Below are 15,838 nucleotides of genomic sequence, written 5' to 3' on the forward strand. Positions count from 1 at the left end.
GCGAAGGTGGCGGAATTGGTAGACGCGCTAGCTTCAGGTGTTAGTGTCCTTACGGACGTGAGGGTTCAAGTCCCTCTCTTCGCACCAATTCTTATCATCATCTGCACGTAAGAGTCTGTTTATCCCCTGCTTTATCCCCCCTATTTTAGGTTGTCCAGATTCATCATCACCAGCGCAAGCCCACTGGCAAACGCCACGCATGATGGCAACAGCACAAAATGGCGTAACCGTTTGTGGTACAGCATAGCGGTAGTGGCCAGTAACCCTAATACAATCAACACCCGCCACTGGCTGAACGAAAGTTCCAGACACAGCAGTGCAGCGACAATGCCTCCCGGAATCAACACCCCCCAGGCGCTTTCTAACTGCCGTTGTAATATCATCGCTATCGCACCAATTGAAAATGATAACCAATATCATATGATATAATTTCTCGTTTGTCAGCATGGTGTATTCACCGTTTTACATTAGAAATGTTAAGCATTCCTTATCATCTGATGACATATTTTCATTAAGGTGATAGATTGAGCAGCGATGTTAACTCCATGATTAAAAAATATATAATGACATCAAATAATCACCCATTTTATTTTTTTATACTATTATTCAACAGCATAATGTTGAGCATGAGTCGAAAGAACGATTTGATATGACAGCAACTACCTGGCGTGCATTACTGAAAGAGAAACATCAACTCTCGTTGCGTTTATTTTTATTACTGAACGCGGTTTCTGCGGGATTCAGCATGGTGTCGCCATCGGTTAACACTCAACGTTTCACCTTGCCCGTCATTATATTGCTGGTGCTGAGCCTGTCGTGCCTGCTCTGGCAGTGGGGGAGTAAAAAGCAGTTAATCAATATTAATGCGGTGTCGTTAATCATCGGATTACTTTGGGCGTGGCATATCTATATCAAAGCGAGCGCTATGCCCGCGATAGATCTTAATTTTTTAATTATTGCTTTATTAGCGATATTATTTATTGGCTCAATTTCTTTTATCAATAATATCCAGGCCTTTTTTGCCGCATGCCTGCCCGTCACCACCATGATTTTATGGCTCGATCAGGGCGCTCACTGGCCACGTGTCCTGTATTCCGTGGCCCTCCCGGGTTTTGGCATTACGGTTCAACATATCATTCAGAAACGTAATGATAATTTTACCCGTCGCTTGATGGATAAATTACTCGAAGAAAAAGAAACGCTGACTGATTTGAGCATGCTGGATCCGCTCACCGGTTTGTATAACCGCCGTGGTTTCCGTAACCGCCTCGACACCATTCTGGGGCTGGATGCGGGCCAGCACTTCGTGCTGCTATTAGATATCGATCATTTCAAAGCCTACAACGACAACTACGGTCACAGCATGGGCGACCAGGCGCTCACCCGTGTCTCAGCAGCGATTCGGGATGCGGTGCGCTCACGCGATATCGTCACGCGCTACGGTGGCGAAGAGTTTATGGTGCTGCTGACAGATATTGATGCCGAGCGCGCGATACAAACGGCCGAGCGCATTCGACAGCGCGTCTATGATTTAAACATCCCTCATCTGTTTAACGATACCGATACTCATGTCACCCTCAGTATCGGTATCGCAGCCCTTGAACAGCAGAATATTGAAGAGGCGTTACGCGAGTCTGATACCGCGCTTTATCAGGCAAAACGCCAGGGGCGCAACAGTATTTTTGTTAGCGAGGCACTGTTTTCGACCAGAGCTTAAACCGGCCGCTACCGGCAGTAAAACACCAGACACATAAAATGGCCTTGCTTATGGCCTTGCCTATAGATAGGATTGGCAATCATTATCATTTGTATTAGTGGTCTGATTTGTCGATGGCGTTACCGTCCTCACAGCATATTGATGTTCTGACATGGCAGATGCCGTTTAACCGCTCGCACTCAGCGCTTGCTGATGAGCTGTGCGCCTGTTTCACCGCACATCGCCCGTACTTCAACGATATCGTCAGACTCAATCAATCCGCTCCGGCCACCAGCCAGACCCTGCATCAGTGGGCACAGCCCGCGGCGCTAACCTCCCTGCTCGCCTGTTACAGCGATCATATTTACCGTAATCAACCACAGCTTGCCCGGGAAGGAAAACCGCTTAAGTCACTCTGGGCACAATGGTACCTTGGCTTACTGGTGCCGCCGCTGGTCATGGCGCTGGTTACCCAACCCCGCGCGCTGGATATTGACCCGCAGCATATTCAGGTCGAGTTTCATGAAACAGGCCGAGCCGCGACTTTCTGGATTGAAGTTCACGAAGATAAAATGGCGACCACCCTGCCGCTCACCCAACGTCTGGAAAAGCTTCTTATTCAGGGGCTAATGCCCGTGGTTGATGCGCTGGAGAAGAGCGGCGAGATTAACGGGAAACTTATCTGGAGTAACACCGGATATTTACTGAACTGGTTTTTTGGCGAGCTAAGGGAGCTGCTGGATGAAGCAACCATCGCCGCATTGCGCCACGCCTGTTTCTTTGAAAAACAGCTGCGTAATGGGCAGGATAACCCCCTGTATCGCACCGTTATTCCGCGCGAAGGGTTACTGGTTCGCCGCACCTGCTGCCAGCGCTATAAGCTGCCGGATGTACAGCGTTGCGGTGATTGCACCCTGAAGTAAAACGGCGGGCTTCCCCCACCGTTTTACCCCATCGCTCCCCGGCCGGTTAAGCAGCCTGTTGATTCTCGTCCTCGGATGCTTTCTGTGCCGCTTCTTGTTCCAGCAGCTGCTTCTCGTACACTTTAAAGAACGGGAAGTAGATAATGGCGGAAACTACGGCCAGCAATATCACCAGAATCGCCGCCCGGAAATCCCAGCCTAAGGCCCATGCCGCACCGATCGGTGCCGGGGCAGTCCAGGGAACCACCGAAATCACCCGCCCAATCAGATCCATCTTCATGGCGCCCCACGCCAGTACCGCGTTAACCATCGGTGCCAGCAGGAAAGGAATGAAGAACACCGGGTTCATCACGATGGGCGTACCAAAAATGACCGGCTCGTTAATATTGAAGCAGCTTGGGACGATACTCAGGCGGCCAATGGAGCGCAGATGGGCAGATTTACTGCGCAGGTAGCAAATGACCAGCCCCATCGTCGCGCCCGATCCTCCCACCACGATAAAGAACGTCCAGAACGCCTCCATAAAGATATGCGGCAAAGGCGCGCCCTGCGCCAGCGCGCTCTGGTTCATTCCCAGATTGGTCAGCCAGAACATTTGCAGCATTCCGGAAACAATCGCCGCGCCGTGAATTCCAGCAAACCACAGCAGATGGCCAATCAGCACCGCCAGCAGAATCGCAGGTAATGAATCAGCCGCAGAAACCAGCGGTTTAAACACCGACATAATCGCTTGCGGAATCAACATCTCGAACTGGGACTGAATAAACAGGCTCAGCGGGTAAAGCGTCAGCACCACCACCAGAACCGGAATCAGCAGATCAAAAGAGTTTTTGATCATCGGGGGAACCTGGTCAGGCAGTTTGATGCCAATATTGTGCGCTTTGAGGAAACGCATCATCTCAACGCAGTAAATCGCCACCAGAATCGCGGTAAAGATCCCCGTTCCCCCCAGGCTATCAACCGGCAGAGTACCTTTCGTTTTCGGAGCCGCCACCAGCAGAAATGCCATCAGTGAAAGCATCGCACACATAAAGGGGTCAAGCCCGTGCGACTTCACATAATGTTTGCCGAGGTTATAGGCGATGGCCGCGCAAATGTAGATAGACATAATGCCCATCGTCATATCAAACGGCGTCAGAATTTGCCCCTCAAACTGTTTCGCCATATCCAGCCACGCGCGGGCAAACCCCCAGGTGGTGGTTGGCGAAAATGGCGGATAGGCAAACACCAGCAGAAACGAGCCGACAATCATAAAAGGCATCGCCGAGATGAAGCCATCGCGGATCGCCATCACATGGCGTTGCGCGGAGATACGCCCGGCGATGGGGCTGACGTAATTCTCCACAAAGCGGAAAATCAAATTAAAAGCTGCATGATTCGAAGACATAGCGAAGCTCCTGTCAGGCTATCAACACCGGGGTATCTACGGGCGAGTATTGCCGTATAACTTTGCACAATTCATAGGCTTTCTTCCCGTAACCGGGATCTTATTAGCGACAGCTTTACGTTCGATGGCGGTGGCACAGCACAACAAAATCTTTTTCATAGGCTGCTCTTATTATTGGGAAGAGGGAGGTGACCATGGCAGTATTCATCGCTCTTTCACCTACTGCAACCGGTTACTGAAACCGGTTGCAGTGATTGTGAAGAAGATCCAGAAATCGCTGAAAACCTCACCTTTTTGGCCTGCTCACATCACAATCCTGCCCCTGTATCCAGCCTGCTCCGGGCAGATTTCACTGATTTACAGGTGGCATCGACTTATGCCAAATTATTTGCCGGCCACAACGGGAGAAAAACATGAGCCTGCAGTCTGTCCGGCAATTTTTTGCCGAAAAAGCCCCTGATATCGACATCATTGAAATGAATCAAAGTACCGCAACCGTAGCGTTAGCCGCCGTTGCCCATAACGTCGAACCGGGCCAAATTGCCAAAACATTGTCGTTGAAAATCAAGGATCGGGTGGTGCTGATTGTCGCGAAAGGTGACGCACGCCTGGATAATAAAAAACTGAAGGCGGTGTTTGGGGCTAAAGCCAGGATGCTGAGCAGCGACGAAGTGGTGATCTGGACCGGCCACCCGGTGGGTGGAGTCTGTCCTTTTGGACTGGAAAATCCGTTAACGATTTACTGTGATATTTCCCTGCAGCAGTACGCAGAGGTTTTACCTGCTGCCGGAGCCATTCATAGCGCAGTGCGTATTTCACCTGGCCGTCTGGCCGAACTCACCGCCGCGCAGTGGGTCGATGTTTGCCAGTCATCATAGCCTGAGGATGGGTTCTTAGCGCCCTATAAGCCGAACGCGGTGAAGAAGGAAAACCCTGCTTTTTCCTTCTTTTTCAGTTATCTGTACGGTTAATTTACAAGTCTCGCAGCGGCTGTTGGCGAAAATCTTTCGCCGTGGTTGCCGTATAGCGGCGAAAAAAGCGTGAAAAATAGGTCGCATCGCTAAAACCAAGATAGTCAGAAATCTGGCTAATCGTCATGCTGGTGTAAAGTAAACTGCGCTTCGCTTCGAGCAACACGCGTTGATGCAGGACATTAAGCGCACTCTCGCCATAAAACTCATGACACAGATTATTTAAAGATACGCTCGATACCCCCACGGCACGGGCATAATAGGTGACCGGCAATTGCTCCCGGTAGTGCTGTTCAACCAGCCGGTTAAAGCGCTGAACCACGGCGCGTTTACGCTCACCATGCGAGCCGCCTCCCGGCACCGGAGCGCACTGGCGATTGAGCCAGACCAGCAGCGTGCCGATCAGCGAATGCAGCATCATATCGCGTGCCTCTCCCTGGCCTTGATACTCGCTCTGCAATGCCTTAAACAAGGTTTTTATTTGCCGGTGCGAATTTTTCACCGGTATACACGCCGCCTGGGTAAGCACCTGCAAAGGGCGGCCAAATTGCTGTTCAAACTGCGTAATTAACGGAGCAGAAAGCGAGAGTGAATAGCCCTGAGCGCCGGGGGAAAATTGAAACCCATGTACACATAGCGCTGGCACAATCTGAATACAGGCGTGCTCCACAGGGTGATTCACGCCTTCAATGTCTATCTCCACCTGCCCTTTATGCAAATAGAGCAGCTGAACCAAATCTGCATGTTGATGAGTCCGGATATGCCATTCATGCAGACTGCTGCGGCTATGGATAGACTCACAGTGCAGCAAATCTGACGCAGGCCAGTTCCGGCTTTCGCCATAAAGTTTAAATACCGGAATGCTGCTGCTCAGACTCATAACGCCCTCGTTCGGCATAAACACCATGCAATGTTGCATAACTATAGTTTATTCAACCGCTTCAAAAGGCAACCCAACGTAATTTTCAGCAATCGTCGTTAATCCCGCGAGCGATGTCAGGTAGTATTCACGCTCGGCCTGCTGCATTTTACGGTCAAAAGCATTCATTCCTTCAAAGTCATGCAGAAGATTGGTCATAAACCAGCTAAAACGCTCGCCTTTCCATACCCGCCGCAGCGCCATGGGCGAGTAGGCATCCAGCAGATCGCGTCGCCCTTCATGACAGACCTTGCATAAAATCCGATACAGATAATTAACGTCAGAGGCGGCAAGATTGAGCCCTTTTGCCCCGGTCGGCGGCACGATATGCGCCGCATCGCCCACCAGGAAAAGACGGCCATATTGCATGGGCTCGATCACATAGCTGCGCAGCGGCGCAATACTTTTCTCAAGTGAGTGACCAGTTACTAACTTTTTCGCCAGATCTTCCGGTAAACGCTCCTTCAGCTCCCCCCAGAAACGTTCATCCGGCCAGGCTTCCACGCTATCGCTTAGGGGCACCTGCAAATAGTAGCGGCTTCTTGTTAGTGAGCGCTGACTGCACAAAACGAACCCCCGCTGATGATGGGCATAAATCAGCTCATGATTTACCGGCGGCGTATCGGATAATAGCCCTAACCAGCCGAACGGGTAGATGCGTTCGAACTCCTGCGTCAGCTCAGCAGGAATCGCTTTGCGGGAAACACCATGGAAACCGTCGCAGCCCGCAATATAGTCGCAATCAATACGGTAGATTTCACCCTGCTTTTCAAAGGTGACATAGGGCGAATCGCTTTTAACATCAAATAACTGCACATCGCTAACGCCGTACAGGGTAAGCGCATTGCTGGCCCTGCGCGCATCCATTAAGTCGCGCGTGACTTCCGTCTGGCCATACACCATCACCGTCTTTCCACCCGTTAACTCTTTAAGCGGAACAGGGATTCGCTTGCCATCCATTAAAAATTCAACGCCTTCATGGACTAATCCTTCGGCATCCATGCGCTCACTGACGCCCGCTTCCCGTAGCAAATCGACAGTCCCATTTTCCAGAATTCCCGCCCGAATACGCCCTGATACGCGCTCGGGCGTTTGCCTTTCGATCACCACATTGCTGATACCGGCGTTATGCAGTAATTGCCCCAACAGCAGGCCCGACGGGCCAGCACCAATAATCGCGACCTGAGTTTTCATAGGGTATTCCTTTCTGCGGACTGGTTATTTAAATGTTTCTTTTATGTTTGAAAATTGATCACCAATGCATTTTTAACGCCAGCAGCAGGGAAAAGAAGGCCAATATCGGTCTAAAACATGTACTTTTCGAAAGGCGCGCACAGAGTGTGGGCGAGCTCATAGTTCGTCGAAAAAGCGGGCGAAATGGGTTATCTGGTGAAAAATTGATCTGGCGCGCCTGAATCCAGGGGGTGGCCTATGTTAATAATGAAGGATGTTAAAAATTGTGCGACATGCGTCGCTTTTCATCTTTCACAGGACAGGTATGTCAGCCGAGGTAAACCCACAACGTGAAGTGACGCGCCTGTGCATCCAGTGCGGCCTTTTTTTGCTGCAACATGGGGCGGAAAGCGCGCTGGTTGAAGAACTCTCCTGCCGCCTGGGGATCGCTCTGGGCATGGATAGCGTTGAAAGCTCGATTTCTGCGAACGCGATTGTGCTTAGCACCATTAAAGATAATCAGTGCCTGACCACCACGCGCAAAAATATCGATCGCGGCATCAATATGCATGTGGTGACGGAAGTCCAGCACATTGTCATTCTCGCAGAGCACCAGCTTCTGGATCATAAAGGCGTGCTGAAACGCTTCGAACATATTAAGCCGCTGCGCTACCCGCGCTGGCTAGTCGTATTGATGGTTGGCCTCTCCTGCGGCTGCTTCTGTAAGATTAATCGCGGCGGCTGGGATGGGGCAATGGTGGCATTTCTTGCCAGCTCAGTCGCCATGTACGTCCGGCTGGTGCTGACGGCGCGTCACCTCCATCCGCAAATTAACTTCTGTATTGCGGCGTTTGTCGCCACCACGATTTCGGGCTTGCTGATCGCCAAAGGCCCGTTCGCCAGCACGTCCAACATTGCCATGGCGGCGAGCGTGCTGCTGCTGGTGCCGGGTTTTCCATTAATTAATGCCGTAGCCGATATGTTTAAAGGCCACGTCAATACCGGGCTTGCCAGGTGGGCAATGGCGAGTCTGCTCACCCTTGCCACCTGCATTGGCGTGGTGATGGCAATGTCAGTATGGGGGTTGCGCGGATGGGAATAGTCGACTTCTTACTGGCGTTGCTGCAGGACATGGTGCTGGCCGCCATTCCTGCGGCAGGCTTTGCGCTGGTGTTTAACGTGCCGCAGCGTGCTTTACCTTACTGCGCCTTGCTGGGGGCGATTGGCCATGGCGCCAGAATGGCGATGATGACGGCAGGCATGAATATCGAATGGAGCACTTTTATCGCCTCTATTCTGGTGGGCAGCATCGGCATCCAGTGGTCGCGCTGGTATCTGGCCCACCCGAAAGTGTTCACCGTGGCAGCGGTTATTCCCATGTTCCCGGGTATTTCGGCCTACAGCGCGATGATTTCAGCGGTAAAACTGAGCCACTTTGGCTACGCCGAAGATCTCATGATTCAGCTGCTCACCCATTTTCTGAAAGCTTCGTTTATCGTCGGCGCATTATCGATTGGCCTGTCCATTCCCGGCCTGTGGCTTTACCGTAAACGCCCGCGAGTGTGATGCAATTCAGGGCTTCACTTACCCGTCAGTGCTTTGTCTGCACAAACTTGTTTTAATGTCGTCAGGCCAGGGCGTTACCCGCGGCCTGCTGACCATTAAGGAGCCCAGCGTGGAAACCCACGAAATTTATCTTCCTGAGCGTTTTGATGACGCCAGCCTGAAAGAAAAGATTTTCTTCAGCGCCATTAGTTTATTCGCTGAGTTTGGCCTGAACGGCGCCCGCATGGAGCAAATTGCCGAAAAGGCCAGCACCACCAAACGCATGGTGGTGTATCACTTCAAAAGCAAAGAGCTGCTGTATGTCCAGGTGCTGGAGTATGTGTACACCCAAATCCGCAGCTGCGAGCGCAGGCTAAATCTCACCGGCCAGCCGCCGGTAGAAGCGATGGTCGAACTGGTGGAATGGACGTTTGATTTCCACGCCACCCACCCGGACTTTATTCGCATCATCTGTATGGAGAACATGCAACGCGGACGCTTTGTGAAACAGTCTGCCTATCTGCGCGAGATTAACCGCAGCGCGCTGGAATTGCTGGAGGGAGTGCTAAAGCGTGGCCAGCAAAAACAGCTGTTTAATAAGCAGGTTACCGCTAAAGATGTCCATCGTCTGATCAGTAGTTTTAGCTTCTATCATGTCGCCAACAGTTACACCTTCTCCAACTTCTTTGAAGACGGCGCAGAGCCGATTGACAGCACCGCTCATTACCGGGAAATGGCGGTCAAAGTGGTGCTGCGCTATATCGGACCATAAATAACCGGCTATCTGGCGGCTTTAAGAATGCTCTGACCCCCAATAAACCTACAGAAAACGGTATACTCGGCGGAACTTCTCCTGCGAGGCAGGTTAGCAAAAAAGAGTATCAATGATGAAAGCAAGCAAACAGGTTATATGCGCTCTGGCGCTGGCAACGTCCGTCTTCACCGGCCAGGCGCTGGCGGCAAGCTGGCAGGATCAGCTGTCAAGCGCGGCAAGCGAACTAAGTAAAACCACCGCCGGTAATACAGCTAGCACCGGTAACTCTGTGGCCTCGCTGACCAGCCTGCTGGGCGGCGGCACAAAAGCCCTGAGCGCTGACAGCATGACCAACGCGGCGGGTATTTTGCAGTACTGCATGAAAAATAAGCTGGTGTCAGCCACCAATAGCGCCAACATCAAAAATCAGCTTCTGGATAAGCTGGGCCTGGATAGCGGCACTAAGCAGACTCAGCCGGAAGATTACACTCAGGGTTTGATGGGGATGCTTAATACCGGTAAAGGTCAGCAGCTGGATCTGAAAACCATCGGCAGTTCACCGCTGGCAGAAAAAGTGAAAACGCAGGCGTGCGATTTTGTGCTGAAGCAAGGCATGAACTACCTCTCTTAATCAGTAAACCTGCGTTTTCCAACCAGCCGTTAGCTCAGGTCAGCGCCGTTGCTGGCGATGACCTTCTTATACCAGTAAAACGATTTTTTGCGGGTGCGGGCCAGCGTGCCGTTCCCCTGGTCGTCACGATCGACATAGACAAAGCCGTAGCGTTTGCTCATCTCCCCGGTCGATGCTGAAACCAGATCAATACAGCCCCATGAGGTGTAGCCCATAAGCGGGATGCCGTCGCCGATGGCGTCGCCCATGGCCTTGATATGTTCACGCAAATAGCTGATGCGGTAGTCGTCGTTGATTTCACCCTGCTCGTTGATAACGTCCTTCGCACCCAGCCCATTCTCCACAAGGAAGAGCGGCTTCTGGTAGCGATCGTACATCATGTTCATGGTGATGCGCAGGCCTAGCGGGTCGATGCCCCAACCCCATTCGCTCGCCTGAATGTGCGGGTTTTTCAGGGATTTGACGATATTTGCCGCGCTGCTGTTGTTGTCGTTCATCTCCGCCGACGCGCAGCGCGAGGCGTAATAGCTGAACGAGACAAAATCGACGGTGTTCTTGAGGATTTCGTCATCGCCCGGCTCGATTTCTAACGTAATGCCTTTCTCGCGGAACAGGCGTTTGGTGTATGACGGATACGCGCCACGCGCCTGCACATCGATAAAGAACAGGTTCTCACGGTCTTTTTCCAGCGCCGCCCACACATCTTCAGGCTTACAGGAGTACGGGTAGAAATTGCCCCCTGCCAACATGCAGCCAACCTGATTATTCGGGTTCACTTCATGAGCAATTTTGGTCGCCAGCGCGCTTGCCAGTAATTCGTGGTGCGTCGCCTGATATTTCACCTGCTCTTTATTTTCCCCCTCTTCGAATACCAGACCTGCGCCAGAGTAAGGGCTGTGCAACAGGATGTTGATTTCGTTAAAGGTGAGCCAGTATTTCACCAGCCCATCAAATGCTTCAAAACAGGTACGCGCATAGCGGGTAAAAAACTCCACCATTTTACGGTTGCGCCACGAGCCGTACTCTTTCACCAGATGCATCGGCACATCAAAATGGCACAGCGTCACCAGCGGTTCGATGCCCTGTTTTTTGCACTCGGCAAACATATCGCGATAAAACGCGATGCCTTGCGCGTTCGGCGTTAACTCATCGCCATTCGGATAAATGCGGCTCCAGGCAATGGAGGTGCGGAAAACGGTAAAGCCCATTTCCGCCATCAGCGCGATATCCTCTTGATAGCGATGGTAAAAATCAATACCGACATGGCTCGGGTAATACTCGTCCTCACGCAGGCTAAAACGCTTCTCGATACCCAGCTTCACCGATAAGCGGTCTTTACCATGAGGAATAGTATCAACCGTCGTCAGCCCTTTGCCGCCTTCAAGATAAGCGCCTTCAGCCTGATTCGCGGCTATCGCGCCGCCCCATAAAAAATCCTGCGGAAACATAGACTCGCTCATGAGATTCCTCTTCTAAATTAGTTCGCTTGCGCGGCAGCTTGCTGTGGTGCAACCGCGGCGTTTGGCAGGGGCTGCTGTTGCTCATCGCTGTGCTCAACCGGAATATCTTCAAAGCCCAGGACTAATGTCAGGATGAAAGAGAGCACCACGGCCAGAAGCATCACGCCAAACACCCAGACAATGCTCATCGGGTTAGCCGGATCAAAGAACTGCACGCTGGTAAATAGACCAGGTGATGCCATGGAGTGGCTCGCAAGCCCGCCGATCCCCGCCACCGCACCACAGACAAAGCCACTGATTAATGCCGCAATTAACGGGCGTTTCAGGCGAACGGCAACGCCGTAAAGGGCCGGTTCGGAAATACCCGCAACAATCGCTGATGCCGCAGCGGCCAGCGCAGTCTGGCGCAGTTCAGGGTTTTTCGTTTTCCACGCCACCGCTAAAGATGAACCGCCAAGCGACAGATTAGCGCCAATTTCAGACGGCATAACCATCCCTTCTTTGCCCGTCTCAGCAATGGTCTGAATGATAGACGGCGTAAATACGCGGTGCATGCCCGTCATCACCAGCAGCGGCCACAGCGCGCCCATAATTGCTACCGACAGCCAGCCTAAATAGTGGTGAATGGTATAAACCAGCGAAGAGATACCGGTACCAATCCAGATACCCAGCGGGCCAATCAGCATGATGGCAATCGGTGCGGAGATAAGCACAATCAGCATCGGTTTCAGGAAGTTTTTTGTCACCGCAGGCGTAATGCGGTCAACCCAGCGCTCGATATAAGAGAGTATCCAGGTCATGCACAATGCAGGAATAACGGTGTAGGTGTATTTCACCGCAGTGACCGTCATCCCCATAAATTCAACGTGTTGGCCCTGCGCAGCTTTCGCCATCAGGTCAACAAAGTTTGGGTGAACCAACACGCCCGCGATGGCAATCGCCAGCGACATATTGGTTTTAAATTTAACCGCCGCAGAAGCCGCTACCATGACCGGCAGGAAGAAGAATGCGCCGTCGCCGATAACATTAAGAATAATGAGCGTGGAGGAGCCTTTTTCGAAGACTCCGGTCATATCCAGTATCATCGCCAGCAGTTTCACCATCGAGCCGCCGATAATGGCAGGAATCAATGGCGACATGGTGCCAATCAGCGCATCCAGAATGCCGGCGCCGATGCGTTTGAGGGTGATTTTATTTTTGCCTGATGCGGGTGCGGCGGGCTGCATCCCTTCCGGCAGCAGTTTCAAAACCTCGGCATAGGCCTGGGAAACGGTGTTGCCAATAATGACCTGGCACTGATTTTCGCTACGAACTACGCCCATTACGCCACTGATAGCTTTCAGCTTCGCGCTGTCCACAAGGCTGTCGTCGTTTAATACAAACCGTAAACGCGTCATACAGTGCGTCACGGCGCCTACGTTACCTGCGCCACCAATTGCATCGACGATCGCCTGCGAAACTGCCGCATAATTCTTAGCCATGAGTTACCACTCTTTCTTATTTAAATTCATTAAGTTGTGAGTATCTTTTACCGGTAATTTCACGCCAGGTTGTAGGGTGCTGAATAGAGGTAACCGGTTTCACATTAGATTGACCAGGCAAAACAAACAGATCAAACAATAATTTTACATATTATTAATTTTGTGATGTTGATCGCCATAGGTGGCGCTGACAGCAACCGACAAAGCCGTCCAGGCGGTATTTTGTCGCCCCGGAACGTGTAAAATGGGCGCATTCAAAACAAGCCAGGATGCCTCAATGTCGACAATGCAAGAAGTGGCAAAAAAAGCCGGTGTCTCAAAGGCCACCGTTTCACGCGTTTTATCCGGCAAGGGATACGTTAGCGAAGCGACGAAAGAGCAGGTCTATAAAGCCATTGAGGAGGCGGGGTATCGGCCAAATTTACTGGCGCGCAACCTGGCATTGAATAAGTCGCAATGTATTGGGCTGGTGGTAACCAATACGCTGTATAACGGCAGTTATTTTAGTGAAATACTTTCTCAGGCCGCCAAAAAATTAGCCGACAATGGCCGTCAGCTGATTCTGGTGGATGGTAAACACAGCGCGCAGGAGGAACGCGAAGCTATTCAGTTTCTACTCGATTTACGCTGTGACGCGGTGATTATTTATCCGCGTTTTTTAACCGTTGATGAAATGGACGAAATCATTGAGCAGCACAAACAACCTATTATGGTGGTCAACCGCAAATTAAGAAAACATCAAAGCCACTGTATTTTTTGTGACCATAAAGGCTCCGGTTTTCTGGCGACAAAATACCTTATTGAGCGCGGGCACCGCGCTATAGCCTTTATTACCGGCTCAATGGATTCCCCTACGGCCATCGAACGCCTGTCTGGCTATAAAGAAGCTTTGAATCAATACGATATCGGTGTTAACGACAATTTGATTGCACACGGGAAGTGGTCGCCCGCCAGCGGGGTAGCCGCGGTGGAATCTCTGCTGGCACACCGGGAAAAATTCAGCGCGGTCGTTGCCAGTAATGATGAGATGGCGATTGGCGTCATGAAAAAACTAAACGATCTGGGGATTTCGGTTCCTGATGAAATATCAATAATCGGCTTCGATAATATTCCCACCGCGCCTTATTTATCACCGGCGTTATCCAGCGTTAAAGATCCGGTCAGCGAAATGATTAGCCAGGTGATTAGCCGCTTAATAGCTATGCTGGATGGCGGCTATTTATCGAAAGAGAATATATTCATCTCGGATTTACAGGTAAGAAATTCAGTGGCGGATGGCCCTTTTACCGCCAAATAAATGCGGCGCAAGATGCGCCGCTCCCTACATTACTGCGCGACTTTGATGATCAACTTGCCGAAATTCTTACCCGCCAGCAAACCACAGAACGCTTCCACGCTGTTTTCCAGGCCATCGACAATATCTTCACGGAACTGGATTTTTCCTTCCGCCAGCCACTGGCTCATCTGCTTAAAGAATTCCGGGTAACGATCGCTATAATCCTGGGAAATAATAAACCCCTGCACGCGCAGCCGCTTTTTCAGAATAGTCCCCATTAAAAGCGGTAAACGATCCTGTTCAAACGCGCTATTAGCCCCGTTGTACTGGCTAATTAAGCCACACACCGGAATACGCGCCTGGGTATTAAGCAGTGGCAGAACCGCATCAAACACCGCGCCGCCGACGTTTTCAAAATAGACATCAATGCCTTTATCACAGGCTTTTTTCAGCTGTTCGGCAAAATCTGGCGCTTTACGATCGATACAGGCATCAAATTTCAGCGTTTCGGTGACGTAGCGGCATTTATCGGCGCCGCCTGCAATTCCTACAACTTTTGCACCGAGCAATTTCGCCACCTGCCCGACCACCGAACCTACTGCACCACTGGCTGCGGCGACAACTACGGTTTCTCCGGCCTGCGGCTGGCCGATATCGGTCAGCCCCATATAGCCGGTAAAACCAGGCATGCCGAGCAAACCAAGCGCATACGAAGGATGCTCCATATTGGGATCGAGTTTCTGCAAATCGCCGCCATCAGACAGCGCATAATCCTGCCAGCCGGTGTAGGCCAGCACCAGGTCTCCCGCTTTGTAATCCGCATGTTCGGACTTTTCGACCCGACATACGGTTCCTGCACCAATCACATCGCCAATGGCGAGCGGCGGCGTATAGGATTGCGCATCATCCATGCGCCCGCGCATATACGGGTCGAGAGACAAATAGAGGGTGCGCAACAAGAGCTGGCCTGCTGCGGGCTGGGGAACCGGCCCTTCTTCCAGGCGAATATCCCGATCGTCAGGCATACCTTGTGGGCGCTGCGCCAGCACAAAGCGGCGGTTAATATGGGACGACTGTGTCATAACGCTCTCCATTGATTAGGGTCGTGATTCTAGTCCCAGACTAGCTAAAAAAAACCGGCGCAGGGGTAAAAACGTGCGGTTATCGATTTTTAAAGCTCAATGCAAAACCGTTACCGCCTCTTCCAGGCTCATAGCTAATCAACGATGCCGGACGGCACTTTAACGAAAGTCTCGTTTGCCTGGACGATGATGCTTTTCAAATTGGTGCCAGGCATTCTTAGGGTGTGATCATTGGACAGGTATTCATGCCGTGTAGCAGCCGTGTGCGCAGTCATAACAACTCCATCTTTAGGTTATTTAATTGTTAATCACTTTAGATGCGTTGTTGTTTTGGCGCTGCAAAGATTTACTTTTGCGGTTAAACTTGATGACGATCACACTTTTTTAACTAAGCCCTATTTTTAAAATGACTTTAGAAAGCTGACATTTTTCCCATTAATTTCATGCTGTTATTAATGGAATTGCCATAATGACGTTAAGTGCTGGAGTTTTAACCTTCAACTTGTAACCAGCCCACTACACTTAGTCAGGAGCACCTTT

The 15,838-nt window shown here is 51.3% G+C and carries 15 protein-coding genes and 1 tRNA gene; 9 read left to right on the plus strand and 7 right to left on the minus strand.

Annotated features, from left to right (window positions below):
• A tRNA-Leu gene (locus tag EHN07_RS04455) sits at nucleotides 1-87 on the plus strand.
• Between the two features lie 53 nt (nucleotides 88-140).
• On the opposite strand, the gene EHN07_RS04460 is transcribed toward EHN07_RS04455, so the two are convergent.
• Nucleotides 141-380, minus strand: a complete 240-nt coding sequence (locus EHN07_RS04460) for a DUF1435 domain-containing protein (protein ID WP_244202352.1) — start codon at nucleotides 378-380, stop codon at nucleotides 141-143.
• A 269-nt stretch (nucleotides 381-649) separates the two neighbouring features.
• On the opposite strand from EHN07_RS04460, the gene EHN07_RS04465 reads away from it, so the two are divergent.
• The gene (locus EHN07_RS04465) at nucleotides 650-1,717 is read left to right on the plus strand and encodes a diguanylate cyclase (protein WP_124022996.1); all 1,068 of its coding nucleotides are present in this window, start codon (nucleotides 650-652) and stop codon (nucleotides 1,715-1,717) included.
• A gap of 113 nt (nucleotides 1,718-1,830) precedes the next feature.
• Complete coding sequence (gene fhuF / locus EHN07_RS04470) at nucleotides 1,831-2,619, plus strand: siderophore-iron reductase FhuF (RefSeq protein WP_124022997.1); 789 nt, start codon at nucleotides 1,831-1,833, stop codon at nucleotides 2,617-2,619.
• A gap of 46 nt (nucleotides 2,620-2,665) precedes the next feature.
• Here the strand turns inward: fhuF and EHN07_RS04475 are convergent, their stop codons facing one another.
• Nucleotides 2,666-4,006, minus strand: a complete 1,341-nt coding sequence (locus tag EHN07_RS04475; RefSeq protein ID WP_124022998.1) for a PTS sugar transporter subunit IIC — start codon at nucleotides 4,004-4,006, stop codon at nucleotides 2,666-2,668.
• Between the two features lie 413 nt (nucleotides 4,007-4,419).
• Between EHN07_RS04475 and EHN07_RS04480 the strand changes: the two genes are divergently transcribed.
• The gene (locus EHN07_RS04480) at nucleotides 4,420-4,884 is read left to right on the plus strand and encodes a YbaK/EbsC family protein (protein ID WP_124022999.1); all 465 of its coding nucleotides are present in this window, start codon (nucleotides 4,420-4,422) and stop codon (nucleotides 4,882-4,884) included.
• Nucleotides 4,885-4,978: 94 nt separating this feature from the next.
• Here EHN07_RS04480 and EHN07_RS04485 read toward each other — a convergent pair whose 3' ends face one another.
• The gene (locus EHN07_RS04485) at nucleotides 4,979-5,857 is read right to left on the minus strand and encodes a helix-turn-helix domain-containing protein (RefSeq protein WP_124023000.1); all 879 of its coding nucleotides are present in this window, start codon (nucleotides 5,855-5,857) and stop codon (nucleotides 4,979-4,981) included.
• Nucleotides 5,858-5,905: 48 nt separating this feature from the next.
• Nucleotides 5,906-7,090: a 4-hydroxybenzoate 3-monooxygenase gene (gene pobA / locus EHN07_RS04490; protein ID WP_124023001.1), complete on the minus strand. Its 1,185-nt coding sequence runs from the start codon at nucleotides 7,088-7,090 to the stop codon at nucleotides 5,906-5,908.
• A gap of 304 nt (nucleotides 7,091-7,394) precedes the next feature.
• On the opposite strand from pobA, the gene EHN07_RS04495 reads away from it, so the two are divergent.
• The 4 genes from EHN07_RS04495 to EHN07_RS04510 all read left to right on the plus strand — a co-directional run bounded on the left by EHN07_RS04495 (nucleotide 7,395) and on the right by EHN07_RS04510 (nucleotide 9,999).
• Nucleotides 7,395-8,171, plus strand: a complete 777-nt coding sequence (locus EHN07_RS04495) for a threonine/serine exporter family protein (RefSeq protein WP_124023002.1) — start codon at nucleotides 7,395-7,397, stop codon at nucleotides 8,169-8,171.
• Nucleotides 8,162-8,635, plus strand: a complete 474-nt coding sequence (locus EHN07_RS04500) for a threonine/serine exporter (RefSeq protein ID WP_124023003.1) — start codon at nucleotides 8,162-8,164, stop codon at nucleotides 8,633-8,635. The genes EHN07_RS04495 and EHN07_RS04500 overlap by 10 nt, the downstream gene beginning before the upstream one ends.
• Nucleotides 8,636-8,744: 109 nt before the next feature.
• Entirely contained in the window at nucleotides 8,745-9,386 is a 642-nt protein-coding gene (locus EHN07_RS04505; RefSeq protein WP_244202350.1) for a TetR/AcrR family transcriptional regulator, read from the plus strand.
• Nucleotides 9,387-9,501: 115 nt separating this feature from the next.
• Nucleotides 9,502-9,999, plus strand: a complete 498-nt coding sequence (locus EHN07_RS04510) for a YjjA family protein (RefSeq protein ID WP_279630480.1) — start codon at nucleotides 9,502-9,504, stop codon at nucleotides 9,997-9,999.
• A gap of 29 nt (nucleotides 10,000-10,028) precedes the next feature.
• On the opposite strand, the gene EHN07_RS04515 is transcribed toward EHN07_RS04510, so the two are convergent.
• The gene (locus EHN07_RS04515; RefSeq protein WP_124023006.1) at nucleotides 10,029-11,459 is read right to left on the minus strand and encodes a 6-phospho-beta-glucosidase; all 1,431 of its coding nucleotides are present in this window, start codon (nucleotides 11,457-11,459) and stop codon (nucleotides 10,029-10,031) included.
• A gap of 17 nt (nucleotides 11,460-11,476) precedes the next feature.
• Complete coding sequence (gene ascF / locus EHN07_RS04520) at nucleotides 11,477-12,940, minus strand: PTS cellobiose/arbutin/salicin transporter subunit IIBC (protein ID WP_124023007.1); 1,464 nt, start codon at nucleotides 12,938-12,940, stop codon at nucleotides 11,477-11,479.
• 277 nt (nucleotides 12,941-13,217) lie between these two features.
• Here ascF and EHN07_RS04525 point away from each other — a divergent pair, with 277 nt between their 5' ends.
• The gene (locus EHN07_RS04525) at nucleotides 13,218-14,237 is read left to right on the plus strand and encodes a LacI family DNA-binding transcriptional regulator (RefSeq protein WP_124023008.1); all 1,020 of its coding nucleotides are present in this window, start codon (nucleotides 13,218-13,220) and stop codon (nucleotides 14,235-14,237) included.
• A gap of 29 nt (nucleotides 14,238-14,266) precedes the next feature.
• Here the strand turns inward: EHN07_RS04525 and EHN07_RS04530 are convergent, their stop codons facing one another.
• Nucleotides 14,267-15,298 (minus strand): NADP-dependent oxidoreductase, encoded by a 1,032-nt coding sequence (locus EHN07_RS04530; protein WP_124023009.1) that lies wholly within the window; start codon nucleotides 15,296-15,298, stop codon nucleotides 14,267-14,269.
• Nucleotides 15,299-15,838: the final 540 nt, after the last annotated feature.

It is taken from the genome of Buttiauxella warmboldiae (assembly GCF_003818135.1).
Lineage (GTDB): Bacteria > Pseudomonadota > Gammaproteobacteria > Enterobacterales > Enterobacteriaceae > Buttiauxella > Buttiauxella warmboldiae.

Coding starts and splice junctions, on each gene's coding strand:
- EHN07_RS04515 (WP_124023006.1), bottom strand. CDS start 11,459: ATGAGCGAGTCTATGTTTCCGCAGGATTTTTTATGGGGCGGCGCGATA.
- EHN07_RS04495 (WP_124023002.1), top strand. CDS start 7,395: ATGTCAGCCGAGGTAAACCCACAACGTGAAGTGACGCGCCTGTGCATC.
- EHN07_RS04530 (WP_124023009.1), bottom strand. CDS start 15,298: ATGACACAGTCGTCCCATATTAACCGCCGCTTTGTGCTGGCGCAGCGC.
- EHN07_RS04465 (WP_124022996.1), top strand. CDS start 650: ATGACAGCAACTACCTGGCGTGCATTACTGAAAGAGAAACATCAACTC.
- EHN07_RS04475 (WP_124022998.1), bottom strand. CDS start 4,006: ATGTCTTCGAATCATGCAGCTTTTAATTTGATTTTCCGCTTTGTGGAG.
- EHN07_RS04525 (WP_124023008.1), top strand. CDS start 13,218: ATGTCGACAATGCAAGAAGTGGCAAAAAAAGCCGGTGTCTCAAAGGCC.
- fhuF (WP_124022997.1), top strand. CDS start 1,831: ATGGCGTTACCGTCCTCACAGCATATTGATGTTCTGACATGGCAGATG.
- EHN07_RS04510 (WP_279630480.1), top strand. CDS start 9,502: ATGAAAGCAAGCAAACAGGTTATATGCGCTCTGGCGCTGGCAACGTCC.
- EHN07_RS04485 (WP_124023000.1), bottom strand. CDS start 5,857: ATGAGTCTGAGCAGCAGCATTCCGGTATTTAAACTTTATGGCGAAAGC.
- ascF (WP_124023007.1), bottom strand. CDS start 12,940: ATGGCTAAGAATTATGCGGCAGTTTCGCAGGCGATCGTCGATGCAATT.
- pobA (WP_124023001.1), bottom strand. CDS start 7,090: ATGAAAACTCAGGTCGCGATTATTGGTGCTGGCCCGTCGGGCCTGCTG.
- EHN07_RS04480 (WP_124022999.1), top strand. CDS start 4,420: ATGAGCCTGCAGTCTGTCCGGCAATTTTTTGCCGAAAAAGCCCCTGAT.
- EHN07_RS04500 (WP_124023003.1), top strand. CDS start 8,162: ATGGGAATAGTCGACTTCTTACTGGCGTTGCTGCAGGACATGGTGCTG.